We start from the raw sequence: 23,515 nt of genomic DNA, 5'->3' as shown, positions 1-23,515 counted from the left end.
ACCCAGCAAATCTAAAAACCTTAATGTGATAAAGTTATTACAAATCCGTTTTAAAAGCTACTAGATATATCAAATTTAACAGAAAAAGCTTGGGCTCTAGCCCAAGCTTTTAAGACAACAAGAACTAGAGTGGAGCAACGCGACTGGCACCATTTACACTCATGATGCGCACACGCTGATCAACGCGAAATATTTGATTGGGCTCTACGGCTTGGACATAGGCGCGCAAGCTACCATCGTCTTCACGAATAGTAATCTCAACCCCTTGAGTACGCGTCATACCTTCCTCGGCAGCTGACCCTAATAGCCCGCCTGCAACAGCACCTATCACTGCAGCTACTGCACTTCCTTTGCCGCCACCTACAGAACTACCTGCAATACCACCTACAGCACCACCCGCTACAGAGCCAATTGCTGTTTTAGTGCCTTCAATTTTCACAGGACGTAATGCGACAATAGTCCCTAAACGAACAGTTTGAACCTGACGTGCGTCATCGCGAGAATAGCTATCGCCTGTCAAACTTGATGCACAACCAGTCACTAGCGTACTAACAACTGCCATAGATGCTGCAAGAATCATCATCTTACGCATAGAATACTCCTTTAAACACTGTCATAGACAGTCCGACTAATTTTAATCGAGGTTACAATGGATTATGTCGTTGTTGCTGGCATTATAGCCACACTAGTTGCCCTTTACCTTCACTGGTGGTTTTTTTCACGCATCCGCCGCTGGGTAGATCGCGATCTTGCACTTAATATCGCCGGAAGCGACCCTAAAAAGCGCGAATACATGCTAAAAATGCTAGAGCAAGCCAAACAACAAAAAGTTAAAAAAGCAGAACTACAAACATGGCTTGAAGCTGCTGCTAAAAACTATATTGAACAATAGAATAAGCATTTTATACAGCTATAGTTTAACGGATTAGCGCTATTACGGCGCTAATCGTTGCAGTTGCCATGTATCATTTTGTAACTGGTAGCAAATTCGATCATGCAAACGGCTTGGACGGCCTTGCCAAAACTCAATTAACCTTGGTTTTAATCGGTACCCGCCCCAGTGCGGTGGACAGCTGGGTGCTGTATCGGCAAAACGCAATTGTACATCTTCCAATAACGCTTCAAGTTCTTCACGATTTTTCAAAGGTCTGCTTTGTGGCGATGCCCAGGCACCTAGGCGACTTCCTAATGGGCGAACCTGGAAATAATCATCTGATTCTTGCGCGGAAACTTTTTCAATCTTACCTTCAATGCGCACCTGGCGCTCTAGTGTAGGCCAAAAAAATGTCATTGCGGCTTGCGCATTAAAAGCCAGTTGCTCACCTTTATTGCTTTGATAATTGGTAAAAAATGTAAAACCTGCTTCATCCGCCCCTTTTAATAGCAACACACGGCAATGAGGCTGCCCTAGCGTATCAACGGTAGCAAGCATCATGGCGTTAGGCTCTACAGGGGGCTGCTCAGTTTCAACAGCATCATCAAACCATTGTTTAAATAGCAAGAAAGGATGCTGTGGTACTTGTGATTCATGTAAGCCGTCACGTGTATAGTTACGACGCATATCAGCTAAGCGTTCTATGTGGCTCATAGGCTTCTCCGGCAACAAAAAAGGCGCATTAACAATACGCCTTTTTTTTACTATCGTGTTTGACCTGCTGCAATAACCTCTGGGGATCGACCACGATATTCAGAAAGCGCCAAAGCCATGGCTCGTTGTGGCGTTATTACCAATTCAACCCGTCGGTTAGCTTCACGCTCTTTTGCATTGCGCTGGCTATTGATAGGCTTACTATCAGCCATGCCTAATAATAACATGCGATCATTACCTAAGCCGCTAAGACGGAAAATAGCAGCAACTGAGCGTGCACGGTCTTGGCTAAGCTTTTGGTTTAGGTCTAAGCTGCCTGTGGAGTCTGTATGACCAAAAATAATAACCCCTACACTGCGGTCGTTTTCTAGCATTTTAGAAACACGTGTTAAAGGGTTTAATACAACAGGCATCAACATAGTAGGACGATCAGGGTGAAACATGGTTTTTGCACTCGCTGTCACCACTAAAGTACGATCCATGCGCGTTACGACAAAATCTGAGCCTCGTACGGCTTGGCGAATCTTAGGCTCGTACTGGTCAAGCCAGATTTTTTGTTCTTCTGGCGTTAAAGGTTTCACCGCATCAGCAATAGGTACAGGTTTTTGCCCAAGACAGGCCGTTAGTAAAGCAAAGGAGAGGATGCCAAAAAATTTCTTGAAGCCCATGAAAGGAGTCCATATTTAACATTACAAGATAATAAAAGATTACTCTTTCTATATTAAGTTAGCTAGAGCATAGATCAATTTTAACGTGCCTAGTCACAGTCTTTTCACGCAATCTCAGAAGTATATTTAAAAAAATAGGCTGGTTTTTTTCATTTATCTGGTTATGATCGTCATTAATTTGGCGGCATTTTTTTGACACACCAGTTCATAAAGGCCACCAATCTGTGTTTAACCTAACGCCGAGAACTCTCTGGCTTTAGCTAGTAGAATGATAGATATGCCATATTCAAGCCGCCCTGCTGATAAATTTGTTGTTCGTTTGCCTGAAGGAATGCGTGATCGTATCGCTCAAATTGCGCGCAACTATCATCGCAGCATGAACTCTGAAATAATTTCACGCTTAGAACATAGTCTGCACAATGAACAACAAATCACCCCTATTAAAGGTATTGAAAATAAGGATTTGTCACATAACGAGCAATTATTGCTACGTAATTTTCGCCAGCTGGCACAGCACCAACAAAGTGCGTTACTGGAGCTAATCAACAAAGACAAAGCCTAGTTTTAGCTAAGCAGCACTCGTCAGAGTGTTGCTTTTCAGATAGCACAGGATAGAAAAAGAAAGAATTAATAATTATATTATTTGAAACACTATTTAGCATAAATGTGAAACTTCCCCTACTTCGTCAATAAAATCACATCCCAGAGCTGTTTTACCTTTACTTTATGCAGGTAAAGCATTATCAATAACGTCATAGTTTATGGATGAAATAGTCAACTAACCTTTCTCTGCATGAACAGAGTCTTCAACCTTGGAGTTTGACACTATGGCACTAACTAAAGACCAACTGATCAGTGAACTAGCCGAAGCGACTGATACAACCAAAGTAACAGCTCGCGCATTTCTAGATCATTTAAAAGAAATTGTTACCGATGCGTTAGATAACGACGGTGAAATTACGTTGCCAGGCGTTGGCAAATTAAAAGTAGTAGATCGCCCAGCACGCAGTGGACGTAACCCACAAACAGGTAAAACAATTAAGATTGCTGCGAAAAAAGTAATCAAACTTGTTCCTGCTAAAGCATTAGCTGACGACATCAACAAATAAGTTGTTGTTGAACTAAAAAGCCCAAGTTTAACCTTGGGCTTTTTAGTATTTAGGCACAAAAGCTAAAAGGTACCTGGATAAGCCCCACCGTCAATAAGCAGATTCTGTCCTGTCATATAAGCGGCCTGTTGACTGCATAGAAAAGCACAAAGCGCACCAAACTCCTCTGGCTTACCAAAACGACGTGCCGGTATCGTTTTATAACGTGCCTCTATTTTACGCTGTGCTTCTTCTGCAGATGTCTGCTCATCAATACCCATGGTTTTTAAAATACGATCCGTATCAAAAGCACCTGGTAGAATATTATTGATGGTGACATTATTGGCGGCCAGCTCTGCTTCGCGAGCCACCCCTGAAACAAAACCAGTTAAGCCAGCGCGAGCACCATTAGACAATCCTAGTACGCTTACCGGCGCTTTAACGGCCATCGACGTAATATTAATGACGCGCCCAAACCCACGTGAAATCATATCTGGTAAGCATTCACGAATCAGCTCAATTGGCGTGATCATGTTGTTATTTAACGCATCATGCCAATCATCTGTTGTAAGGTTTGCGTAACTATCAGGCCGTGGGCCACCCGCGTTATTAACTAAAATATCTACATGTGGGGCAGCCGCTAGAAATTCAGCTCTTACACTGGCTTGTGTAATATCACCTGCAACCATTCGCACTTCAAGTGCTGGGTTTAATGCAAGTAGCTCATTACGTGTCATTGCCAGCTTTTGCTCATTACGGCCATTAATAACTAAGTTAACACCTTCTTTTGCTAAAGCTTGCGCACAACCACGGCCTAAACCTGCACTCGAGGCACATACCAGCGCCCAGCGCCCTGCTATACCTAAATCCATTGATTTAATCCTCATATTAGAAATGCGACACAAATTAGCATACAAGATGGCAGATTCTCTAAATCTTTTGGCTTGTTTGCCAAAACAAATTTAATCTGATTCCTATATGATAATAATTCTCAACAAAAGGAGTCTCCTATGGACTATAAAAAACGTTTTCAAGAATGCCTATCAGAAGTTATCTGCAATCCTAATTTTGATACAGCGCTTATTGCGGAATACTTTTCAACTAGCTACATACAACATGTTGATGGTAAAACGCTTAACTACGAGCAATTCGTAGCTCATATAGAGCACTTAAAACAGGCTGTTATTCGCTGTTCAATCGATTTTGAATTGCTCGAACAGCATGGCAACACTATTCATTCCATTCACATTGTGCGTGTGGTAAAAAATGATAGCAGCAAGGTGCGAATTAAGGTGCAGGGCCAATTTACGTTTGAACATAACAAACTTATTTTGACAAATGAGACCACTGAACTACTTGAAGGTGATGAAGAAAACGCCAGTTTAGGCTGGCGCTAATTGGTTTTTCTGATAGTTACTAAATGCTGCTGAAAATGCTGACAAACTGTCATAACCTAATTCATAAGCAATTTGTGTTTGATTTAAACCTTGTTTTTGCAGAATAACTGCCTCTTGCATGACAATATGGGTTCGCCACTGCCGAAAGCTACAACCTAACCCCTGCAAAAACAAACGATGCAAAGTACGAATAGAAACACCGGCATGATCAGCTGCATGATTCAAGGTTAATTGAATATTAGGCCGACTACTAACCACCTCCATTGCTTTTAACAGGCGTCTATCTAAACGATTAGTAACATAGGTATTAAAAGCTACATTCTGTTGTTGTAATAACTGTGGGTAAATCACCTGGGCATAGGCATCACGCAATTTAGGATCAGACTCTTGCTGAAACAATTCCAACAACTGAACCAACAAAGTAGATACCGTTTGCTGAGCTAAAATGCCATCCTCACTCGCCGGTGTCGCATAAAAAACACTCACGCGCCCTGTGCGCATTACTTCAAACTCATGGGCAAAACGGGCAGGGATTTTCAGTAATTGGCCATGACTAATAAAAATTGACTGTGAGGGCGTACGTACCACCCCTAACCCCTCGTGCATATATACCCATTGCTGCTCAATATGGCTATGCGCTGTTACAGACATATGTTTTTCATAGGTAAAACTTTTATAAAAACTAAGCATTAGAGTACCGCTTTAACTAATCTGGCTAAGCGTTGCGCTCGAGGGTCCATTAAGACATAAGGGCCTAAGCTATTAGTTACAAAAGAAAAACTTAAATTTAGTTGAGGATCAGCAAAGGCGGTTGTTCCTCCTGCTCCTGGGTGGCCAAATGCGGAAGCCGTCATTCCGTAAGTAGCATTTTCTGTATTCGTTTGATCAAGCATTAAGCCCAGCCCAATACGTGTAGAAGTCAACATCGTTTTATCCATGCCAAAGCTATGTTCTTTACACATTTCTAATAAATACTTTTGCTCTAGCAAGCTATTATTTAACAGAGCCGTATAAAACTGCGCCAAACTCCGTGCATTTCCATGCCCATTAGCTGCAGGTTGCTGCATCAGTCGCCATTCAGGTTTATTTGTACTGGTCATTACTGAAGGCGGATTAGTAAAGGATTTTGTTGTTAAACTATTTGGTTCACGCATGATTGTTTGCAACATACGCTGCGCTGCCTCATCACCTATATCCCCCTTCATGCGACTAACATCACTGATGCGGTAAAATTCTGATGCTGGTGTCCCCACAAAGAAATCTAGATTTAATGGCTGACAAATACGCGCTGCTATTGCATCACCTGGCATTCTGCCATCTACTCGTCGAATAAGCTCACCAACCAGCCAGCCATAGGTAATAGGTGCATAACCATGGGTTGTATTGGGTGTCCACCAGGGGGTTTCCTGCTCAATAGCCTGTACCATAGCTTGCCAATGGTACAAAGACTCCGCTGGCAAGCTTTGATGAATGGCAGATATGCCTGAGCGATGGCTTAATAGATGACGAACACTAATGTCTTGCTTACCCTTTGCCACAAACTCAGGCCAGTACTGACTGACTGGAGCGTCTAACTCTAGTTTACCTTCGGCGACCAACTGCATTAATACTACAGCAGCAAATGGCTTAGTACTTGAGAACACATTCACCAATGTGTCTTGCTGCCACGCTTGGCTGCGCTCTCTGTCAGTAGTGCCCGCCCAAAGGTCAATAACAGTTTCCCCAGCAATTTGCACACATAATGCAGCGCCTCGCTGCTGATCATTTTCAAAAAGCTGTGCAAATGCTTCTTTTACCGACTCAAAGGTCAAATCAAAATAACCTTGTACTGGCATGAGCTACTCCTACAACAAGCAATAATTAATCAATTTTACGCGCAAAAGGTGGTAATGAATTTAAAATAGCTTTACCGTAGCGCTGGGTTACCACTCTACGATCAAGCAAACTAATAGTGCCTTTATCTTGTTCTGTGCGTAACAGTCGACCACAGGCCTGAATCAATTTAAGTGAAGCATCAGGCACTGCAATCTCCATAAAGGGATTACCGCCTCGTGCTTCAACCCATTCTGCCAAAGCCGCTTCTACAGGATCATCTGGCACTGAAAACGGGATTTTTGCAATAACCACATGCTGACAATAATCACCAGGTAAATCTACGCCTTCGGCAAAACTTGCCAGCCCAAATAAGACACTAACCTCACCCTTATCAACTTTGTTTTTATGCTTAATTAGGGTTTCTTGGCGCGACAAGGAGCCTTGAATAAGTACCCGTTTACGCCAATCACGGTCGAGTTGATCAAATACATCCTGCATTTGTCTTCTAGAAGAAAATAGCACCAAGCTACCTTTATTAGCTTCCAGTAAATCAGGTAACACACGCACTATAGCCGAAGTATGGGCAGCACTATCACGTGGATCTGCTTTTAAATCAGGAATCTGCAATACGCCAGCATCAGCATGAAAAAATGGGCTAGGCACAACAGCTGTTACTGCATCTTTAGGGATACCCGAGCGCATACGGTAACGATCGAAACTACCTAGCGCCGTTAAGGTTGCTGATGTTACTAAAGCACCGTAGGCAACATTCCATAGATTACGGCGCAAGGTTTGTGCTGCTAAAATAGGGCTAGCATTCACTTCAATATCGAAAAAATTACCCTCTGCTAAGGATAACCAGCGCGCCATTGGCGGACTGTCCTCAGGATCTTGGGTTGTAAAAGCTGACCACAAACTAAAATTGGCATCACTTCGTGTATATAAACTACCAAACAGTGGAAACCATTCTTCTGCTTGTACAGAAGAAACACCAACAGGCTCATCATCCATAGCTTTTTTTAGCAGGTCTGTTACGCGGTTTAAACTATCGGTTAAGCCTAAGAAGCCTTTTTTGAGTTCCAATCCTAAGCTTTCAATATGCTCAGGGATAACCCCGCCTACAAATCGAAAGCGAGGCTTTTCGCGCCCTTCGCTGTCTTCTGCTAGTTTAAAGTCCGCCAGTTCTTCACAGGCATTGAGCATAAATTGCTGCTGCACTTTTAACTCACGCGCTACACTAGGTATTTCTTCCAAGATTCGACCCAAATCACCTTGTAATGGATGCTGTGCTAACAACTTGGTGATATTTTTATCAATCTGCCCCAACCAATCTGCTGTTGAACGCAAGCGCGTTGTATGAGCAAAATGGTTAATCGCCTTATCTGGTAGATGATGGCCTTCATCAAACACATATAAGGTATCACGCGGGTCGGGTAGCACTGCGCCACCGCCTAAAGCTAAATCAGCCAATACCATATCGTGATTCGTAACAATAACATCAACCTTGGTCATACCTTCTCGGGCGCGATAAAAAGCACATTGCCCAAAATTAGGACAATGCCGTCCTGTGCACTGACTATGATCTGTGGTTACTTTACTCCACTGTTCATCTTCTAAAACCTGCGCCCAACTGTCTCTATCACCATCCCAACGATTACCTGCTAGCCGTTCAATCATTGTGCTATAAAGCTTTAAACTATCTTTATCAACATCCAGCTTAAACCCTTCTTCTTCAAATAATTGAGCAGTTGCAGTTTGAGCATGGCCTTCCTGGAGTAATAAATCCAGTTTCGACAAACATAAATAGCGCCCACGCCCTTTAGCTAAGGCAAAGCTAAAATTAAGCCCAGAATTGCGCATTAAATCAGGTAAATCTTTATTTACTATTTGCTCTTGTAAGGCAACAGTAGCCGTTGCTATCACTAAGCGTTTGCCCGCTAGCTTAGCTGCAGGAATAGCAGCGATACTATAAGCTACCGTTTTTCCTGTACCTGTGCCTGCTTCAACGGCAACTACAGCAGGCTCGCCTGTGCGTTGTCCTTCTTCATCAACCTCAATTGAACCTAACACCTTTGCCACTTCAGCAATCATCAAGCGTTGGCCATAACGCGGCTTTAACTCTTTATTCGTTAAAAACTGCGAATAGGCGGTTTGGATAGTGTTTTTCAATTCGCTTGATAACATGCTGTTCCTGCGTAGCAACTAGGCTGTATATAAAATCAGTATTTCAGAATTAAGCTATAATAGCGCAAAATTACAGTTTTGCTTAATGAGATTATGCTATGCCTGCCACAATGTGCCGTTGTAATAGCGAAAAACCTTACGCTCAATGCTGCAAGCCTTACCACTTAGGTGAGCTTGCACCTGATGCAGAAAAATTAATGCGCTCACGTTATTGTGCATTTGCTATAGGCGATATTGCTTATTTAGTACGCACCACCGTACCTAATCAACAGCGACTGCTTGATCAAACCGCTATGTATTTATGGAGCACTCAAAGCCAATGGCTAGGGCTACAGGTTATTGACTACCAAGCCTATACCAATGATCGCAGCCGTGTGGAATTTATAGCCAAATGGCAAGATAAAAATGGAGAACACAGCCATCACGAATGTTCAGAATTTGTTTTACGTGATGGCGCTTGGTATTTTCTCGATTCTACGCTAGGAACTAAATTGGGGCGCAACGATAATTGTATTTGCCAAAGTGGCAAGAAATTTAAAAAATGCTGCGCACTCTATTTACCCTAAAGGACTAGTCTACCAGCTTAATATGGCTGGTATCCGGAATAACAGCTGTTTTACGCATATCCATCTGATTCATATCACTGCCTACAGGTGCTATGCTAATACCATCTAGATTAACCTGTGGCGCTACCGGCTCAGGATCTGCATCTTTTAAGCTAGTGCCTGTTGGAGCAACGTTAAAATTGGGTGCAATTATATGCGCAAAGGCTTTCATATAGCCTTCTACTTCCTCAGCTGCTTTTGCTTCTGGGTTGGTTTGTACAGGTGGTGCTGTGCTGGCTACTGGCGACTCAACAACAGACTGAGCCTCTAATTGCACAATAGCCCCGGCTTTAGCAAAGGCTTGCTGAAATTTTTCACCCGTTGCCAAGTCAACACCTTTCTTTATGGAAATACGCTTGCCTGAAAATAAAACAGCAATGGTTTTGTCATCAACGCGTAATATTTGTTTTAGATTCTGTTGAACCTGGTCAAGCACGGCGCCATTTGTGATTTGCCCTGAAAAAATAATGTCATATTGCGCCATTACCTATCTCCTTACTGATTTACATGCTACAAACTAAGTTATATTTTCTCAGGATGCTTAGCTAAGAAAATAAGTTTTTGTTACATTGCCATATACGAGGGAATTACATAGTGAATCACATGGCAAGAATAAGATATAGCTTTACTTCAATTACACTACTTATGACATTGATGTTCCTCAATGGCTGCTCAACTTGGCTCAGCAGCAATTTTCAGCAGCCTGATATTCAACTGACCAGCATTGAGTTAGTCCAAGCAAAGCTAGTAGAACAAGAGTTTAAGCTACAATTTCGGGTGGATAACCCTAATGATAGCTCTCTTGCGCTAAAAAGCATGAAGTATGATGTCCAGATTAATAACATTCCACTTGCACAAGGTTCGCAAAAAATTTGGCTAACAGTCCCTGCTAAGCAACATAAACATATAGAACTTACAGTTTTCACTAACCTTTGGCGGCATATGAAGTCTATAATCCGCCTTATTGAAAAGCCTAATACCCCTATTGAGTATCAGCTTGATACTGAGTTCAAAACAGGCGGTATGTTTGGCAAAAAAGTTAACGTTTCTCGCACAGGGCAATTCGTACCTGGCAATTTATTACTTGAGTGAAGTTTATGAGCAATAACCATCAACACGGCCCAAACTGTAATCACGAGCATGATCATGAACACCACGTGCATGGACCGCACTGTAATCATGGATCACAAGCCCCTATACGCAACCCACTAAAAAACATTGGGCGCAATGATCCATGCCCTTGCGGTAGTGGTAGCAAATTTAAAAAATGCCATGGCGCTAATTAAGCCATGAGCATCTTTATTATTGTTGGCTTAGGTATAGTTATAGGCTTAGGAATATACACTTTAAGCCTATGGCGTAAAGTTTGGCGCCAGGAAAAAGCCTTGCGAGAAGTTACCCAAGAACGCCAAGATCAACTCACAGAAAGCCTCCTATTGATTGCCAAAGCTTTTATGGAAGGACAAGTACCTTGGATTGAAGGCTGTATTCGCTTGAAAGTACTGTTGGATAATTATGATCACAGCCTAAGCTTACAGCCACAATTTCAGGTACTACACAGCGTCTATGATGCAGTGAAAGATACGCCTAGCCATGATGCATGGCGCGCATTGGATGCTCAGTCTCGCACAAACTACGAGCAGCTTTTTAATGAGCTGGAAACCATGCATAAAGTAACCAGCCAAGATGCGGTACAAGCGCTTGTAACTGCTATTCGACAAAACTATGCTACACGCAAAAATTGAGGCTATCCAAGCATTATTCGCACAGTCTGCTTTTAATGAAAACTCAGCCTTTCAAGTAAAAATAAAGGGCAATAGACTGCTCATTCCCTATCGCTTTGATATCAGACAAAGCACGCCCAAATGCATTCAAAGCGCCCTTCAAACACGTGCAACAAATGGTTTTATACGCCAACAAGGCCTGTTACAACTACTTAGAACGCCCTGCGATTTCAATACCCCCTTCATTATTCAGCTACTGAGTGAATATGTGTTAGACATTCATTTAGCCTGTATTAAATACTGCCAACAGCAGCACCAAGCCTTCACGGGATTTGCTCACGAAAATCCATGCTATTTGGCAAAATCAATACAACGCAGTATCAGCTATTGGAATGCATATTATCGCCAGAGGTATGCTCACTATCACTTATTTCCGGCTTACCAGCTGTTGCGTAATATGCAAGAACAGAGCGAGCTATCACACTGTAACTAAAAACAGAGCCTCCTCTTATATAAGGCGAAGAACAGTACCGAGATAAATATCAAGAGTCTCCACTGGCAAAACAATTCTATCTTCCTTATCGTAAAGCCCCATATTAGATACATTAAATGTAAATATCTCTATAATGAAACCAAAATGGGACACTATATACATAGTTTGACAACACAGGTTTAAAGTCCTAAATTAGTAACATTAATCCATAAAATAAGTTTAAAGATACCAAATAGGCACTTTAAAATGAGCCAAATAACTGCCACTGCATTAGCCGAAGAGATTGGCGAAAGATTAAAGCAAGCGCGCCTCAATCGCGATCTCACTCAATCTCAAGTAGCCACCCTTGCTGGCATAGCTCGAAAAACAGTTCTTAATGCCGAAAAAGGGAAAGTGCAGCTTGAAATTTTGATTGCCATCCTTATGGCACTAGACCTAACAGGACAGCTTGATCTATTTCTTCCCAAACAAGAAATATCTCCCTTGCAACTAGCCAAGCTGCAAGGCAAAAGAAGACAAAGGGCTTCTGGTCAGAACAGTACTAGCAAAGAGGAAACCCCAGAATGGTAATGGATGTCATTAAAATAACCTACCAAGACTATCTGGTTGGCGCTGTTAGTTTTGACTCTGAAAAGGGGCTAGGTTCATTTGAGTATGACTCAAACTTCATAAAAACTGGCATCGAACTCTCGCCCATTAAGATGCCATTATCACGCCAGATTTATAACTTTCCTGAGCTGGATTTTAATACTTTTAAAGGATTGCCTGGATTAATTGCCGATTCCTTACCTGACGACTTTGGCAATGCCGTACTGAATGCTTGGATCGCAGGACAAGGACGCTCACCAAACGAGATTAGCCCCTTACAACGCCTTCAATATACGGGAAAACGAGGCATGGGCGCACTTGAGTATGCACCTGCCACACAATTGCGCAGTTTAAACGCTTCACAGCAGATAGAAATTCAATCCCTTATTTCAATTGCACAGGAAATTTTAGATTCACGCGGTAACTTTACAGTAGAGCTCAATCAAAACGGCCAAGATGATCGAGAAGCAATGATGTCTTTACTCTCTGTTGGCATGAGTGCAGGCGGGGCAAGGCCTAAAGCGGTATTAGCCTTTAACAAAAACTTTACTCAAGTACGCTCTGGCCAAACTCATGCGCCGAGCGGGTTTACCCATTACTTAATGAAATTTGATGGTGTCAGTGAACATAATAAAAACCAAGAAACCTTTGGCGACCCTTTAGGTTATGGCGCTATGGAATATGTTTATCACTTGATGGCGAAGCAATGCGGTATTGATATGATGCCTTGCCACCTGCTTCATGAGGGAAAACGAAGACACTTCATTACACAACGTTTTGATCGAATTGAAAATAACAAAGTACATGTGCAGACCCTTAACGGCCTAGCGCACGTTGATTATAAAAAACCTGGTTCTTTTTCTTACGCAGAGTTATTTGCCATAGCCAGACAGCTGAGGCTTTCTGCCCTTGAAGCAGAACAACTATTCAAGCGCATGGCATTTAATATCATCGCACGCAACCATGATGATCACTCAAAGAACTTTGCCTTCATGCTACAACAAGACAAGTGGACTCTTGCTCCGGCTTATGATTTAGCTTACAGCTACAAACCTGGCAGCCAATGGGTTAATAGCCACTGGATGAGCCTGAATGGTAAAAGAGACAACTTTACACGAAGCGATTTCTACAGCTTAGAAAAACTAAGCCCCATTTTTAAAAAAAGAAAGATTGACGAAATAATAGATGCCACCATTGAACAACTATCAAATTGGCCTCAACTGGCACAGCAATGGGATGTCCCCCAAGCACTAATAGATCAAATCCAAGCAAACTTGCGTTTAGCTATTTAAGTCAACAGAACATGTTGCTAGGTGTCTAGCCAAGCAGCCTGACGAAATAGTACTTAGCACAATACAGTGAAAAACAGACTGCACTAGCAACCTTACTTGTACTTACCTAGCTACACTGTCGGTTTTACAGCAAGCCCCTTAGAGCACACCCATTTTTCGCCTTACGTATTTCTACTGGAACACCATCTACTGGAACACCAATAGATAAGCCCCAAATAAGCCATAGCAATACACGAAACAGGTTAAAGCACTTAACAAAGAAATAAAAAATCCGATGATTGACTAATCAATCATCGGATCTTAGTTATTTATCTTGTTTAGCTTAACAGTTAACGCTTAGCAGCGGAAAATACCGCTTAACTTACCTGCTTAAACCAGACAATTTAGCTTAATCTTCGCGATAACGGCGTAGTTTTAATTGCTTACCTACCACACGTGTATCTTTAAGCTTACCCAGTAAGCGCTCCAAGCCCTCTTCCGGCAGTTCAATCAGGCTGAAACTTTCACGTACTTGTATACGGCCAATAGACTCACGTGCTAAGCCGCCCTCATTAAGAATAGCGCCTAGCAAGTTACGTGCAGCAACACCATCACGCACACCTAAAGCCGTACGACAACGTACACGACCTTCAGTTAAAGGGGCTAAGCGACGCTCACGGCGATCACCTCGTTCACCGCCACGCTCAGCTCTTTCGCCACGGCGTTCTGAACGCTCACGACGCTCACTGCCTTTACCATCATTGCGCTCGCGACGATCACGACGCTCGCGATTCATAACAGGGGCAATGGGGTATTCACGCTCTACTTCTTGACTAGTTAATGCCTGCCCTTCAGTCGCTTTAGCCAGCAATGCAACCGCTAAATCCTCAACTGAGCAGTTCAATTGGCTTTGTAATTGAGCCAATAATTCTTTTTGCTTATCCGTCGCACGCTCGGCTAAAGGTGCTAATTTTTTCTCTAGACGAGCAATACGCGCTGCTAACACTTGCTGAGCATCTGGCAAAGTCGCTTCTGCCACTTTTTGCCCTGTTACACGTTCAATCACTTGCAGCATACGACGTTCGCGAGGAGTTACTAGCAGCAGTGCACGACCATCACGTCCAGCACGACCAGTACGACCAATACGGTGCACATATGATTCAGGATCATATGGCATATCTACGTTTAATACATGCGTAATACGTGGCACATCAAGACCACGAGCGGCTACATCAGTGGCTACGACGATATCGATACGGCCATCTTTTAATGACTCAATAACACGTTCACGCTGATTTTGCGCAATATCGCCATTAAGCGCTGCTACTTTATGACCTTTTGCCTCAAGTGCCGTGGTTAAGTCTAAGGTCGCTTGCTTAGTACGAACGAAGGCAATTAAAGCATCAAAGTCTTCAACTTCTAACAAACGTAAAACTGCATTAGCCTTCTGATCAGCGTGCACCATTAAGTGGGCCTGATCAATACGTGCCACTGTTTGTGTTTTACTCGCAATTTTTACGTGCTTTGGCTCGCGCAAGTGTTTCTCAGCAATACCGCGAATAGACGCTGGCAAGGTTGCTGAGAAAAGTAGTGTTTGACGGTTCGCTGGGATCGCATTAAAGATAACTTCAAGGTCTTCCATAAAACCGAGCTTTAGCATTTCGTCTGCTTCATCTAGCACTAAGTATTCAATGCTCGATAACAAATTAGCATTGCGACTTAAATGGTCAATCAGACGACCTGGTGTTGCTACTATAACTTGCGCACCACGGCGTAAAGCGCCTAACTGCGGCCCCATAGGAGCACCACCGTAGACAGCTACAACATTTACGCTTGGTAATTGACGCGAAAAGGTTTCAAAGGATTCAGCAACCTGTAAGGCTAGCTCACGTGTAGGTGCTAATACTAAAATTTGTGGTTCACGACGTGATGGATCAATACGTGATAGTAATGGCAAACCAAAGGCAGCAGTTTTACCTGTACCTGTTTGCGCTTGACCAATAATGTCATGTCCAGCAAGCACCAATGGAATAGCTTGCTGTTGGATTGGAGATGGCTCTTCAAAGCCAACCTCAGCGATAGCTGCAACTACAGAAGGGTGAAGTCCGAGTTCAGCGAAGCTGATGGTTTCTTGGGTCATGGGGATGCCTCATGTGCAATCGCAAAGACCCATGCTAAGCTGCGCACGCCATGAAAGACCTTCATTTGAGGTCACCCAGGCAGCCTTTAATATGGCGAGTATTTGCGAATATTCAGATAAAAACGTAAGGACAGTCCAATTTTGGACAAGCAGCCGAAACTGAGCGTTTCGTGTTAATGCAGTACCTAACGGGGGCTAATGTTTAGCCGGCGCATATAATACAGGTTTTATCTATAAAAACCTAGACTTTAGCTTAAATTTATGACCACATTTTTTACAAGGTATTTGTTTTTTGCCAATAAGCAAGCATTTCCTTGTTCATTTGTTTATTAATCTTACTCCAGCGCTTAATAGTGTTTTCAATACTATCCGCTAGATTTTTTGCCTCTGGCAATTGCTTTTCTTGAGCCCATAATGCATAGACTACACGAGCATCAAAGGTATCAAGCATTTTTAATTGCTGAGTAAAAAACCTGTCTCGCTCTTCATAGCGTTGCGCCATCCAAAGACCTTGCCCTATCAGTACCAAAATCTTTTCTGGATTAAAATCAGGTGCTTTTTGCCGAATAGTTTCTAGATGTTTAAGTCCGCAATCATAGCGTGCTGACTCAAATGCAGCTTTGGCTGCCGAGAAGCGAATATTCATATCTTCTGCATAAATACCAGTTAAGCATTGTTCATAATGAGCCAATGCTTCCTCTGGCAAATCATTATCCAGCAATAAATCAGCTAACTCTAAACGCCTTTGCGCTGTGGGCGTAAACTCAAAAGCATCTCTTGCTGCCTGCAGATTTTTACCTCTATTAAGCTCAGATACAGCTTTGTTCAGTGCACGATTCACGCCAACCTGCACTTTCGATTGCGGATAATACACAGCAAAAAAGTATACCAAAGAGCCTAAACCAGGAAATACAAAGAGTAAAAATACCCAGTACAGTGGTTGTCGATGACGTATCGCATGGATTGCAAAAAAGATGGCACAGCCAATCATCAATCCTGAAAATCCTACTAATATAGGCATATTCCTACCCCTTTATCATTAATTTTATTCCATTAATGACGCCATATTATTGCATTTCTTCCAATTCAGCCCAGCGCTCGATCAATGTTTCAAGCTCTTCTTGTTTTGCTATTAACTCATCTAATATAGGCTGCGTTTGCTCCACTGACTGAGCATAAAAGGCAACATCAGCTGTCATTGTTTCTAAAGCTGCAATGCGTGTTTCAATAGCCTCTATCTGCTCAGGCATGCTATCTAATTCACGCTGTAGTTTATAACTTAGCTTTTTTTTAGGCTCAGCCGTTGGTTTTTCTATTGCTGCTGTCGCTGCAGCTGTTGGTGCTTTTTTCTGGTTTTTATTATCTAGTGCTTCAGTCATTCCTAACTGCGTGATACTGCCACCTTGGCGCAGCCAGTCATCAAAACCACCTACAAACTCATTAACTTTCCCCGTACCATCAAACACCAAAGTACTGGTTGCTACGTTATCAAGGAAGCTACGGTCATGACTAACAATAAGCACTGTACCTTGGTACTCAGAAAGGACTTCCTCTAGCAGTTCAAGTGTTTCCACATCTAAATCGTTAGTTGGCTCATCAAGTACTAATAGGTTAGCAGGCTTAGTAAAGAGTTTAGCCAATAACAAGCGCGCTCTTTCCCCACCAGATAAAGCTTTTACCGGTGTACGCGCACGCTGAGGGCTAAAAAGAAAATCACCTAAATAACTCAACACATGCTTGTCTTGACCATTAATAGTCAAGGTATCACTGCCTTCAGCTACGTTATCCATGACTGTTTTTTCCGGATCAAGCTGATGGCGTAACTGGTCAAAATAAGCAATTTCTAATTTGGTGCCTACTTCCAACTCGCCTTTAGTTGGAGTTAGTTCACCTAGAAGCAGTTTTAATAGTGTTGTTTTACCACTACCATTGGCGCCAAGCAGACCAACACGATCTCCACGCTGCAAAAGAAAGGAAAAATCCTTAATCAACGTCCGCCCTTGCGGATGCGCAAAACTAATATTTTTTGCAACAAGAACTTGCTTTCCTGATTTCGAGGCCGTTTCTAACTGGATATTTGCAGTGCCTTGACGCTCACGCCGCTCACGACGCTCCATACGCATCGCTTTTAAAGCTCGGACTCGCCCCTCATTACGAGTACGGCGTGCTTTAATACCTTGGCGAATCCATACTTCTTCTTGCGCTAAACGCTTATCAAATAAGGCATTGGCGGTTTCTTCAGCCGCTAATTCTTGCTCTTTATGAACTAAGAAACTGGCGTAGTCCCCTTGCCAGTCAATTAAATGCCCACGGTCCAACTCTAAAATACGGGTTGCTAAGTGCTGCAAGAAGGTTCGATCATGGGTAATAAAAAGCACTGCACCTGTAAAGCTTTTGAGTGCCTCTTCTAGCCATGCGATAGCACCAATATCCAAATGGTTAGTTGGTTCATCCAGTAGAAGCAAATCTGGCTCAGCTACTAAAGCTTGCGCCAATAAAACTCGACGGCGCCAACCACCTGATAACTCACTCAGGGTCTTTTCTGCGGGTAATTGCAAACGACTTAGAGTACTCTCAACCAACTGCTGTAAACGCCAGCCATCTTTACTTTCCAATGCTTGCTGGACGTGCATTAATTCTGTGAGATCTGCATCGGTTTGAATATTTTGGCTAAGCTTGTGATATTTCGCTAATAACTCACCAACACCTTCTAAGCCTTCAGCTACCACATCAAACACGGTGCGATCATCTGCCCGCGGTAGTTCTTGTGGTAACTCACCAATTTTTAAACCAGGCGCACGCCAAATGCTGCCATCATCTGGCAACTGGCTGCCACGCACAACGCTGAGCATGCTGGACTTACCTGTACCATTGCGCCCAATAATGCAAACACGCTCGCCTTTAGCTATTTGCCAGCTAACATGGTCAAGCAATGGCGTCGCACCATAGGCTAATGAAACATCAGTAAGTTTTAGCAAGGTCATGGGGGATCTCCTATTAATTGCTGCGCATTGTACCTAGTCTGTGAAAGATTTCCTGATTTTATTGAAAAGCCGTAGGTTCAACGCTTTTAACTGCGTCCGTAAAAGGATAAGCTGCATTTATTTATTCCTGAGCATTATTTATTACGGGTTTATTATGCGCACGACTTCTTTACTTTCTTTATGTGCAGCTATTTCTTTTAGTATTTCACTGCCTGCTGCCGCGCTGTCATTAGAGCAACAACGTAGCTTATTTACGCAAACAAAAGCTGAGCTAGCCAAAGGCAAAACGAGTCTTTTCCAGCAAAATAAAAATGCTTTAAGTAGCTATCCGCTTTATACCTACTTGGTTTATGACGAACTTTCGTTGCGCCTAAAATCAGCCCCTGATCAAGAAATCGAGCACTATATTAGTAGCAATCAAGACTTACCTCAAATTCGCTGGATGCAAATGCGTTGGTTAAAACAACTGGCTGACAAAAAAGACTGGGCGACCTTTGCTAAGTACTACTCACCAGAACTCAACTTTACAGAGTTAGACTGTTTACAAGGCCAGCAACTGCTTGCTACCAACCAATTTGATTCAGCTTATAGCTTAGCAAATACACTTTGGCTTTCAGGACAGTCTCAACCTAATGCGTGTGACCCTTTATTTAATGCATGGGCAGCTGCTGGCAAGCAAACAGAAGAACACCGTTGGCAGCGTTTTTTACTGGCGATTGATGCCAATAATTACCGTTTAGCGAATTATTTAACCCAAACCATTCCCAGCCATAAAGCTCAAGCCAATAAGTTATTAGCGGTTGCTCAACGCCCTGAGCTCATAGCACAAACTCAAAACTATCCCGGTAAAGATAGCCAAACCGCTCAAGTTGTTGCCTTAGGCTTACGTAAACTAGCTCGAAAAAATGCTGAACAAGCCCTAACTCTGCTCAATCATTATAGCCAGCAACTGGCCTTTACTGAACACGAGCAAATTGCACTGGCCAAAACCATTGGTTTACCTTTAGCTAAGCGTTTTGATATACGTGGCTTAGCTGTGATGCAAAATTTTGACCCTAACTATAAAGACGATACAGTTAGTGAGTGGAAAGCCCGTTTATTATTGCGTACAGGACAATGGAAGGCGGCTAATCAGACCATTCGAGCGTTTCCTAGCTCACTGGCAAACACTAACCGCTGGCAATACTGGCAAGCCCGTTCGTTACAGCTAGCTAACCCTAGTGATAAAGGTATTCAGCAGCATTTCGCTAATGTGGCTAATCAGCGAGACTTTTATGGCTTTCTATCGGCTGACCAAGTCAAACAGCCATACCATTTACTCAATCAACCTAAAACACTCAGCCCTGAAATAACGGACAAGGTCCGCAACCTTCCTGCGGTGGCCCGTGCAAAAGAGTTTATTGCACGCAATGAAATTGCTGAGGCGCGTCGTGAGTGGTACTTCATTAGCCAGCATCTTAGCAATGACGAACTGATTGCCCAAGCCAAATTAGCCTATGAGATGCAATGGTACTTCCCTGCTATCGTCAATATTAGCCGCGCGCAATATTGGGATGACTTGGATATTCGCTTCCCACTTGTTTATCAGCAACAGTTTAGAGATAACGCCAAACAGCGAGGCTTATTAACCAGCTGGGTTATTGCTATTACTCGCCAAGAAAGTGGGTTTATGGCTGATGCTAAATCTCACGCAGGTGCTATGGGTTTAATGCAAGTCATGCCCGCCACTGCACGCGAAACAGCGCGCCGTTATGGCATCACATTAAGTCATCCACAAAAAGCCTTAGAACCTGAGACTAATATTCAAATCGGTACAGCCTATTTAAGTCAGGTTTCAAATATGTTTAAAGGTAACCGTATTCTCGCATCTGCTGCTTATAACGCTGGCCCTGGCCGTGTGCGTCAATGGTTAAAGGATGCCGATCATCTTCCTTATGATGTATGGGTTGAAAGTATTCCTTTTGATGAAACCCGACAGTATGTGCAAAACGTATTAACCTATTCGGTGATTTATAGTGACAAGTTGAAAGTACCTGCACAAATGATTCAACTTCACGAACAAGATTTACGCCAGTAATAAAAAAAGCGGCGCCTATAACAACAATAAGCGCCGCATAAAATCTAACTGCTTTGAGCTTGATCATACAAACATAAGAACTGTGCATTTTCCCCTTTCTAAAATACACCTAAATAAATGTTAATCCTTTTATTGAGTATCACGCCTATAAGAATAGTCACGACCTAGCAAAACCAATGTGTATTTATTAATAATAGTGTTAACAAAGTTTTTAAAGCTTTCATCGCTCACTTGATTATCCTCATACTTGAGGTAAGTTTCTAAATATTCTTTTATCATAAAAATTGCAAGTCGAAACACTGTATCATCTGTATTACCAGTGATCCCAGCATCATCAACCAGCGCTCGTCCTAAAGACTCCTCATTATTCCAAGCACAAGGTAGGAAATGTGCATTTCGCCCATAAAAAACATCTTGAAAAGCCAAGGCCTGTTTTTCAGTTTCGCTTTTGCTATCAGTTTTTCTGCCTTGCAATACCTTGCCTCTCAACTTATTGATTTTATCATATAAATTTTGCACTTCTTAGGTATATCAGTACCCTATGTTATTGCGTTATTTCGGTAGTTTTTCAATTTGCTTATATAAAGCACGCAAGCGCTTGTACATTTTTAAGTAAACGCGGCGATATAATTGATTATAGGTTGTTTGCGCTAATGGATTAGGGTAAAAGACATCACCTACTCGTACCATAGCCTCTACGGCTGCTGTATAACTTGGATAATAGCCCAAAGCTACTGCACAGATGATGGCTGCACCTAAACCAGAGGCTTCAAAGGTATGAGGGCGCTCGGCTGGTAATCCAAAAATATCTGCAGTCAGTTGCATTGCGGCATTACTTTGCGAACCGCCACCTGATACTTTCAAGCATTTAATCGGGGTTCCACTGCGCTTTTCAATACGCTCTTTTCCTTCACGCAAGCCATAAGCAATACCTTCTAAAATAGCGCGATACATATGCGCGCGAGTATGTACGTCCGTAAAACCAATAATAGCCCCTTTTGCCTCAAGCCCTGGCACACGTAAACCTGGAGACCAGTAAGGCTGTAACATTAAGCCCTCGCTACCCGCTGGCACTTGCTTGACTAAATCATCAAATAACGCTTCTGGTGCAAGTCCTAAACGCTCGGCAAGTTGTAACTCTTGCAATCCAAACTCTTGTTTAAACCAACTTACCATCCAAAAACCACGATAAATCATCACTTCAGTGTTATAGCGCCCTGCAACTGCGGCTGGATACGGCGGAATTAAACGAGTAATTTCTAAATAATCTTCACGCGTTGTATTAATAGTTGCCGTGGTACCATAAGACAAACACGCCACATTTTTTTCTAACGCCCCACTACCTAGCACTTCACAGGCTTTATCAGCAGCTCCTGCAATCACTGGCACCCCCTGAGGAATACCTGTTTGAATAGACGCCTGCTCCGTGATCTCTCCTAGCGGTGTACCTACCTCAAGCAAATCTGGTAATTGCTCTGGGCGCAAAGCAATCGCATGCCACTTCCAGCTACCCTTAGCAGCCCAGCGCTGTTTCTTATAATCAAAAGGCAGATAGGCTACGCAATTAGCGCTGGACTCAACAAATTTACCTGTTAGGCGATAATTAATAAGTCCTGATAGTAAAAGTACTTTATGGGTTTTACGCATGATTTCAGGTTGATTTTGTGCAACCCAATTTACTTCTGATTGTGCACGAAAGTAATTTACCAATGAACTTAAGCCAATAGACTTAAACAATACCCCCCAATAAGAACCTAGGGGTTTACGCACACAAGCTTGGCGTTGATCCATCCATAGAATCATAGGACGCAATGGGTTGCCTTTTTCGTCAACATGCACCAATGAACCACGCTGCGTGGTAACACATACTGCTTTTATAGATTGAGGATCAATCCCTTGTTGCCATAAATGTTGGCAAGCATAAGCCAGCTTTATCCAAAAGTAGTTAGCATCTTGCTCAGCCCAGCCTTTTTTCGGTGAGTGCGGCGCCTCAAAGATCTCTTGACTTTTAGCAATCAAATTGCCCTGCAAGTCAAAAACCAAGGCACGAACACTTTGTGTTCCATTATCTAAAGCTAACAAGTAATCAGAAGTACTCATAGCAATGCTCATCAAGAAGGTAGCACATTATGCAAAGAAGCTTATTTTTTTGCACGCTAAGATTTGAAAACTCTATGAACATGAAACGCTAGCATTAACTGAGTTGCACTAATTTTTTAATCAGTTAAAGCCAACTATATTATTGAGTTTTACTCATTAAACTAAAGGTCGCTTTCAATAACAATTAGCAATGTAATTCTAATTCTTTGGGTAAATTTAACTGCCATTCATATTTATAATCAACAAGGCCTGATTGCTCATTATTTAAATCAGGACCAACACAATTAACTTGAATCATGTTTTTATCAATATCAACCGTTGTAAAATCAAATTTTTTACTTGGCTCTGGAAAGCGCTCTGTAAAATCATGACGATAAGGATTATCGATAGCAAAAATAATTTTAAATGGCGTGTACCTATTGCTACATAGTAGTTATTTTCTTTAATGACAATATCAATATCGTTATAGGCTGAATTTCTTATCATAGTGCCCGAATGCACACTGATTAAACATCTAGCCAATTCAGCAGCACCTGCCACCGTATTACAATCTAAGCGGTACTTAATTACTTTCTTTTTATATGAGTTTACTGAAAAAAATAAATAACCTGCATCATCCAGTTTTAAATTAAAAATTTCAGATAATGTTTCATTGCAGGCATAAGGTGTTTCATCGATATAAATTTTATCTTTCGACATTTTAAAAATGACTGAGCCAAAATTAATGTCTAACCGATTCCAGTCGCTTTCATATTTGAGATAGGTAAGTTCCGTTTTTATTTTTTTAACCATT

At 42.3% G+C, this 23,515-nt stretch carries 26 protein-coding genes; 12 read left to right on the top strand and 14 right to left on the bottom strand.

Annotated elements, in window-relative coordinates:
• Positions 1-124 precede the first annotated feature (124 nt).
• The gene (locus VQ643_RS00430) at positions 125-592 is read right to left on the bottom strand and encodes a glycine zipper 2TM domain-containing protein (RefSeq protein ID WP_414197195.1); all 468 of its coding nucleotides are present in this window, start codon (positions 590-592) and stop codon (positions 125-127) included.
• Between the two features lie 57 nt (positions 593-649).
• Between VQ643_RS00430 and VQ643_RS00425 the strand changes: the two genes are divergently transcribed.
• Positions 650-892, top strand: a complete 243-nt coding sequence (locus tag VQ643_RS00425) for a hypothetical protein (protein ID WP_414197194.1) — start codon at positions 650-652, stop codon at positions 890-892.
• 42 nt (positions 893-934) lie between these two features.
• On the opposite strand, the gene pdxH is transcribed toward VQ643_RS00425, so the two are convergent.
• Both pdxH and VQ643_RS00415 read right to left on the bottom strand, forming a co-directional pair.
• A complete protein-coding gene (gene pdxH / locus VQ643_RS00420; RefSeq protein WP_414197193.1) occupies positions 935-1,588 on the bottom strand; it encodes a pyridoxamine 5'-phosphate oxidase in 654 nt (217 codons plus the stop codon).
• Between the two features lie 50 nt (positions 1,589-1,638).
• On the bottom strand, positions 1,639-2,256 hold the full coding sequence (locus VQ643_RS00415; RefSeq protein ID WP_414197192.1) for an OmpA family protein: 618 nt from the start codon (positions 2,254-2,256) through the stop codon (positions 1,639-1,641).
• Positions 2,257-2,533: 277 nt separating this feature from the next.
• On the opposite strand from VQ643_RS00415, the gene VQ643_RS00410 reads away from it, so the two are divergent.
• Both VQ643_RS00410 and VQ643_RS00405 read left to right on the top strand, forming a co-directional pair.
• On the top strand, positions 2,534-2,818 hold the full coding sequence (locus VQ643_RS00410) for an Arc family DNA-binding protein (protein WP_414197191.1): 285 nt from the start codon (positions 2,534-2,536) through the stop codon (positions 2,816-2,818).
• A gap of 265 nt (positions 2,819-3,083) precedes the next feature.
• Positions 3,084-3,365, top strand: coding sequence for an HU family DNA-binding protein (locus VQ643_RS00405; protein WP_414197190.1), 282 nt, complete (start codon positions 3,084-3,086; stop codon positions 3,363-3,365).
• Between the two features lie 62 nt (positions 3,366-3,427).
• Here the strand turns inward: VQ643_RS00405 and VQ643_RS00400 are convergent, their stop codons facing one another.
• On the bottom strand, positions 3,428-4,216 hold the full coding sequence (locus VQ643_RS00400; RefSeq protein WP_414197188.1) for an SDR family oxidoreductase: 789 nt from the start codon (positions 4,214-4,216) through the stop codon (positions 3,428-3,430).
• A gap of 138 nt (positions 4,217-4,354) precedes the next feature.
• On the opposite strand from VQ643_RS00400, the gene VQ643_RS00395 reads away from it, so the two are divergent.
• Entirely contained in the window at positions 4,355-4,741 is a 387-nt protein-coding gene (locus tag VQ643_RS00395; protein ID WP_414197186.1) for a hypothetical protein, read from the top strand.
• On the opposite strand, the gene VQ643_RS00390 is transcribed toward VQ643_RS00395, so the two are convergent.
• The 3 genes from VQ643_RS00390 to dinG are packed head-to-tail and all read right to left on the bottom strand — an operon-like array spanning position 4,727 to position 8,740.
• Positions 4,727-5,431, bottom strand: coding sequence for a helix-turn-helix domain-containing protein (locus VQ643_RS00390; RefSeq protein WP_414197185.1), 705 nt, complete (start codon positions 5,429-5,431; stop codon positions 4,727-4,729). The two genes, VQ643_RS00395 and VQ643_RS00390, sit on opposite strands and share 15 nt — an antisense overlap.
• Positions 5,431-6,576: a serine hydrolase domain-containing protein gene (locus tag VQ643_RS00385; protein WP_414197184.1), complete on the bottom strand. Its 1,146-nt coding sequence runs from the start codon at positions 6,574-6,576 to the stop codon at positions 5,431-5,433. The genes VQ643_RS00390 and VQ643_RS00385 overlap by 1 nt, the downstream gene beginning before the upstream one ends.
• A 25-nt stretch (positions 6,577-6,601) precedes the next feature.
• Positions 6,602-8,740 (bottom strand): ATP-dependent DNA helicase DinG, encoded by a 2,139-nt coding sequence (gene dinG / locus VQ643_RS00380; protein WP_414197183.1) that lies wholly within the window; start codon positions 8,738-8,740, stop codon positions 6,602-6,604.
• Positions 8,741-8,838: 98 nt separating this feature from the next.
• On the opposite strand from dinG, the gene VQ643_RS00375 reads away from it, so the two are divergent.
• Positions 8,839-9,306 (top strand): YchJ family protein, encoded by a 468-nt coding sequence (locus tag VQ643_RS00375; protein ID WP_414197182.1) that lies wholly within the window; start codon positions 8,839-8,841, stop codon positions 9,304-9,306.
• Positions 9,307-9,310: 4 nt separating this feature from the next.
• On the opposite strand, the gene VQ643_RS00370 is transcribed toward VQ643_RS00375, so the two are convergent.
• A complete protein-coding gene (locus VQ643_RS00370) occupies positions 9,311-9,829 on the bottom strand; it encodes a hypothetical protein (protein ID WP_414197180.1) in 519 nt (172 codons plus the stop codon).
• Between the two features lie 119 nt (positions 9,830-9,948).
• On the opposite strand from VQ643_RS00370, the gene VQ643_RS00365 reads away from it, so the two are divergent.
• From VQ643_RS00365 to VQ643_RS00340, 6 genes are all read left to right on the top strand, one after another.
• Complete coding sequence (locus tag VQ643_RS00365; RefSeq protein WP_414197178.1) at positions 9,949-10,437, top strand: LEA type 2 family protein; 489 nt, start codon at positions 9,949-9,951, stop codon at positions 10,435-10,437.
• Positions 10,438-10,442: 5 nt separating this feature from the next.
• Positions 10,443-10,631, top strand: coding sequence for an SEC-C metal-binding domain-containing protein (locus VQ643_RS00360; RefSeq protein WP_414197176.1), 189 nt, complete (start codon positions 10,443-10,445; stop codon positions 10,629-10,631).
• 3 nt (positions 10,632-10,634) lie between these two features.
• Positions 10,635-11,090: a DUF2489 domain-containing protein gene (locus VQ643_RS00355; protein ID WP_414197175.1), complete on the top strand. Its 456-nt coding sequence runs from the start codon at positions 10,635-10,637 to the stop codon at positions 11,088-11,090.
• Positions 11,071-11,562: a hypothetical protein gene (locus VQ643_RS00350; protein WP_414197174.1), complete on the top strand. Its 492-nt coding sequence runs from the start codon at positions 11,071-11,073 to the stop codon at positions 11,560-11,562. Before VQ643_RS00355 ends, VQ643_RS00350 begins: the two co-directional genes overlap by 20 nt.
• Positions 11,563-11,808: 246 nt before the next feature.
• Positions 11,809-12,132: a helix-turn-helix transcriptional regulator gene (locus VQ643_RS00345; protein WP_414197172.1), complete on the top strand. Its 324-nt coding sequence runs from the start codon at positions 11,809-11,811 to the stop codon at positions 12,130-12,132.
• A complete protein-coding gene (locus VQ643_RS00340; protein ID WP_414197171.1) occupies positions 12,126-13,442 on the top strand; it encodes a type II toxin-antitoxin system HipA family toxin in 1,317 nt (438 codons plus the stop codon). Before VQ643_RS00345 ends, VQ643_RS00340 begins: the two co-directional genes overlap by 7 nt.
• A 388-nt stretch (positions 13,443-13,830) precedes the next feature.
• Here the strand turns inward: VQ643_RS00340 and VQ643_RS00335 are convergent, their stop codons facing one another.
• From VQ643_RS00335 to VQ643_RS00325, 3 genes are all read right to left on the bottom strand, one after another.
• The gene (locus tag VQ643_RS00335) at positions 13,831-15,561 is read right to left on the bottom strand and encodes a DEAD/DEAH box helicase (RefSeq protein ID WP_414197169.1); all 1,731 of its coding nucleotides are present in this window, start codon (positions 15,559-15,561) and stop codon (positions 13,831-13,833) included.
• A gap of 274 nt (positions 15,562-15,835) precedes the next feature.
• On the bottom strand, positions 15,836-16,582 hold the full coding sequence (locus tag VQ643_RS00330; RefSeq protein ID WP_414197168.1) for a hypothetical protein: 747 nt from the start codon (positions 16,580-16,582) through the stop codon (positions 15,836-15,838).
• 46 nt (positions 16,583-16,628) lie between these two features.
• Positions 16,629-18,545 (bottom strand): ATP-binding cassette domain-containing protein, encoded by a 1,917-nt coding sequence (locus VQ643_RS00325; RefSeq protein WP_414197167.1) that lies wholly within the window; start codon positions 18,543-18,545, stop codon positions 16,629-16,631.
• Between the two features lie 154 nt (positions 18,546-18,699).
• Between VQ643_RS00325 and VQ643_RS00320 the strand changes: the two genes are divergently transcribed.
• Positions 18,700-20,622, top strand: a complete 1,923-nt coding sequence (locus VQ643_RS00320; RefSeq protein WP_414197165.1) for a transglycosylase SLT domain-containing protein — start codon at positions 18,700-18,702, stop codon at positions 20,620-20,622.
• 129 nt (positions 20,623-20,751) lie between these two features.
• Here the strand turns inward: VQ643_RS00320 and VQ643_RS00315 are convergent, their stop codons facing one another.
• From VQ643_RS00315 to VQ643_RS00305, 3 genes are all read right to left on the bottom strand, one after another.
• The gene (locus VQ643_RS00315; protein ID WP_414197163.1) at positions 20,752-21,096 is read right to left on the bottom strand and encodes a hypothetical protein; all 345 of its coding nucleotides are present in this window, start codon (positions 21,094-21,096) and stop codon (positions 20,752-20,754) included.
• Positions 21,097-21,174: 78 nt separating this feature from the next.
• Positions 21,175-22,722: an FGGY-family carbohydrate kinase gene (locus VQ643_RS00310; protein WP_414197162.1), complete on the bottom strand. Its 1,548-nt coding sequence runs from the start codon at positions 22,720-22,722 to the stop codon at positions 21,175-21,177.
• Positions 22,723-23,016: 294 nt separating this feature from the next.
• On the bottom strand, positions 23,017-23,514 hold the full coding sequence (locus VQ643_RS00305) for a hypothetical protein (RefSeq protein WP_414197160.1): 498 nt from the start codon (positions 23,512-23,514) through the stop codon (positions 23,017-23,019).
• Position 23,515 lies beyond the last annotated feature (1 nt).

This window comes from Pseudomonas sp. F1_0610 (assembly GCF_047470865.1).
Taxonomy (GTDB): domain Bacteria; phylum Pseudomonadota; class Gammaproteobacteria; order Pseudomonadales; family Pseudomonadaceae; genus JAZDRH01.
The sequence above is the reverse complement of the archived record's forward strand: the minus strand, read 5'-3'. Positions and strand labels throughout refer to the sequence as shown.

Bases quoted from the DNA above. Each gene is read 5' to 3' on its own strand.
- VQ643_RS00345 (WP_414197172.1), top strand. From the start codon at position 11,809: ATGAGCCAAATAACTGCCACTGCATTAGCCGAAGAGATTGGCGAAAGA.
- VQ643_RS00400 (WP_414197188.1), bottom strand. From the start codon at position 4,216: ATGGATTTAGGTATAGCAGGGCGCTGGGCGCTGGTATGTGCCTCGAGT.
- VQ643_RS00405 (WP_414197190.1), top strand. From the start codon at position 3,084: ATGGCACTAACTAAAGACCAACTGATCAGTGAACTAGCCGAAGCGACT.
- VQ643_RS00350 (WP_414197174.1), top strand. From the start codon at position 11,071: ATGCTACACGCAAAAATTGAGGCTATCCAAGCATTATTCGCACAGTCT.
- VQ643_RS00425 (WP_414197194.1), top strand. From the start codon at position 650: ATGGATTATGTCGTTGTTGCTGGCATTATAGCCACACTAGTTGCCCTT.
- VQ643_RS00340 (WP_414197171.1), top strand. From the start codon at position 12,126: ATGGTAATGGATGTCATTAAAATAACCTACCAAGACTATCTGGTTGGC.
- VQ643_RS00335 (WP_414197169.1), bottom strand. From the start codon at position 15,561: ATGACCCAAGAAACCATCAGCTTCGCTGAACTCGGACTTCACCCTTCT.
- pdxH (WP_414197193.1), bottom strand. From the start codon at position 1,588: ATGAGCCACATAGAACGCTTAGCTGATATGCGTCGTAACTATACACGT.
- VQ643_RS00385 (WP_414197184.1), bottom strand. From the start codon at position 6,576: ATGCCAGTACAAGGTTATTTTGATTTGACCTTTGAGTCGGTAAAAGAA.
- VQ643_RS00310 (WP_414197162.1), bottom strand. From the start codon at position 22,722: ATGAGTACTTCTGATTACTTGTTAGCTTTAGATAATGGAACACAAAGT.
- VQ643_RS00360 (WP_414197176.1), top strand. From the start codon at position 10,443: ATGAGCAATAACCATCAACACGGCCCAAACTGTAATCACGAGCATGAT.
- VQ643_RS00390 (WP_414197185.1), bottom strand. From the start codon at position 5,431: ATGCTTAGTTTTTATAAAAGTTTTACCTATGAAAAACATATGTCTGTA.
- VQ643_RS00320 (WP_414197165.1), top strand. From the start codon at position 18,700: ATGCGCACGACTTCTTTACTTTCTTTATGTGCAGCTATTTCTTTTAGT.
- VQ643_RS00370 (WP_414197180.1), bottom strand. From the start codon at position 9,829: ATGGCGCAATATGACATTATTTTTTCAGGGCAAATCACAAATGGCGCC.
- VQ643_RS00305 (WP_414197160.1), bottom strand. From the start codon at position 23,514: ATGGTTAAAAAAATAAAAACGGAACTTACCTATCTCAAATATGAAAGC.
- VQ643_RS00365 (WP_414197178.1), top strand. From the start codon at position 9,949: ATGGCAAGAATAAGATATAGCTTTACTTCAATTACACTACTTATGACA.
- VQ643_RS00430 (WP_414197195.1), bottom strand. From the start codon at position 592: ATGCGTAAGATGATGATTCTTGCAGCATCTATGGCAGTTGTTAGTACG.
- VQ643_RS00410 (WP_414197191.1), top strand. From the start codon at position 2,534: ATGCCATATTCAAGCCGCCCTGCTGATAAATTTGTTGTTCGTTTGCCT.
- VQ643_RS00325 (WP_414197167.1), bottom strand. From the start codon at position 18,545: ATGACCTTGCTAAAACTTACTGATGTTTCATTAGCCTATGGTGCGACG.
- VQ643_RS00355 (WP_414197175.1), top strand. From the start codon at position 10,635: ATGAGCATCTTTATTATTGTTGGCTTAGGTATAGTTATAGGCTTAGGA.
- dinG (WP_414197183.1), bottom strand. From the start codon at position 8,740: ATGTTATCAAGCGAATTGAAAAACACTATCCAAACCGCCTATTCGCAG.
- VQ643_RS00395 (WP_414197186.1), top strand. From the start codon at position 4,355: ATGGACTATAAAAAACGTTTTCAAGAATGCCTATCAGAAGTTATCTGC.
- VQ643_RS00330 (WP_414197168.1), bottom strand. From the start codon at position 16,582: ATGCCTATATTAGTAGGATTTTCAGGATTGATGATTGGCTGTGCCATC.
- VQ643_RS00375 (WP_414197182.1), top strand. From the start codon at position 8,839: ATGCCTGCCACAATGTGCCGTTGTAATAGCGAAAAACCTTACGCTCAA.
- VQ643_RS00415 (WP_414197192.1), bottom strand. From the start codon at position 2,256: ATGGGCTTCAAGAAATTTTTTGGCATCCTCTCCTTTGCTTTACTAACG.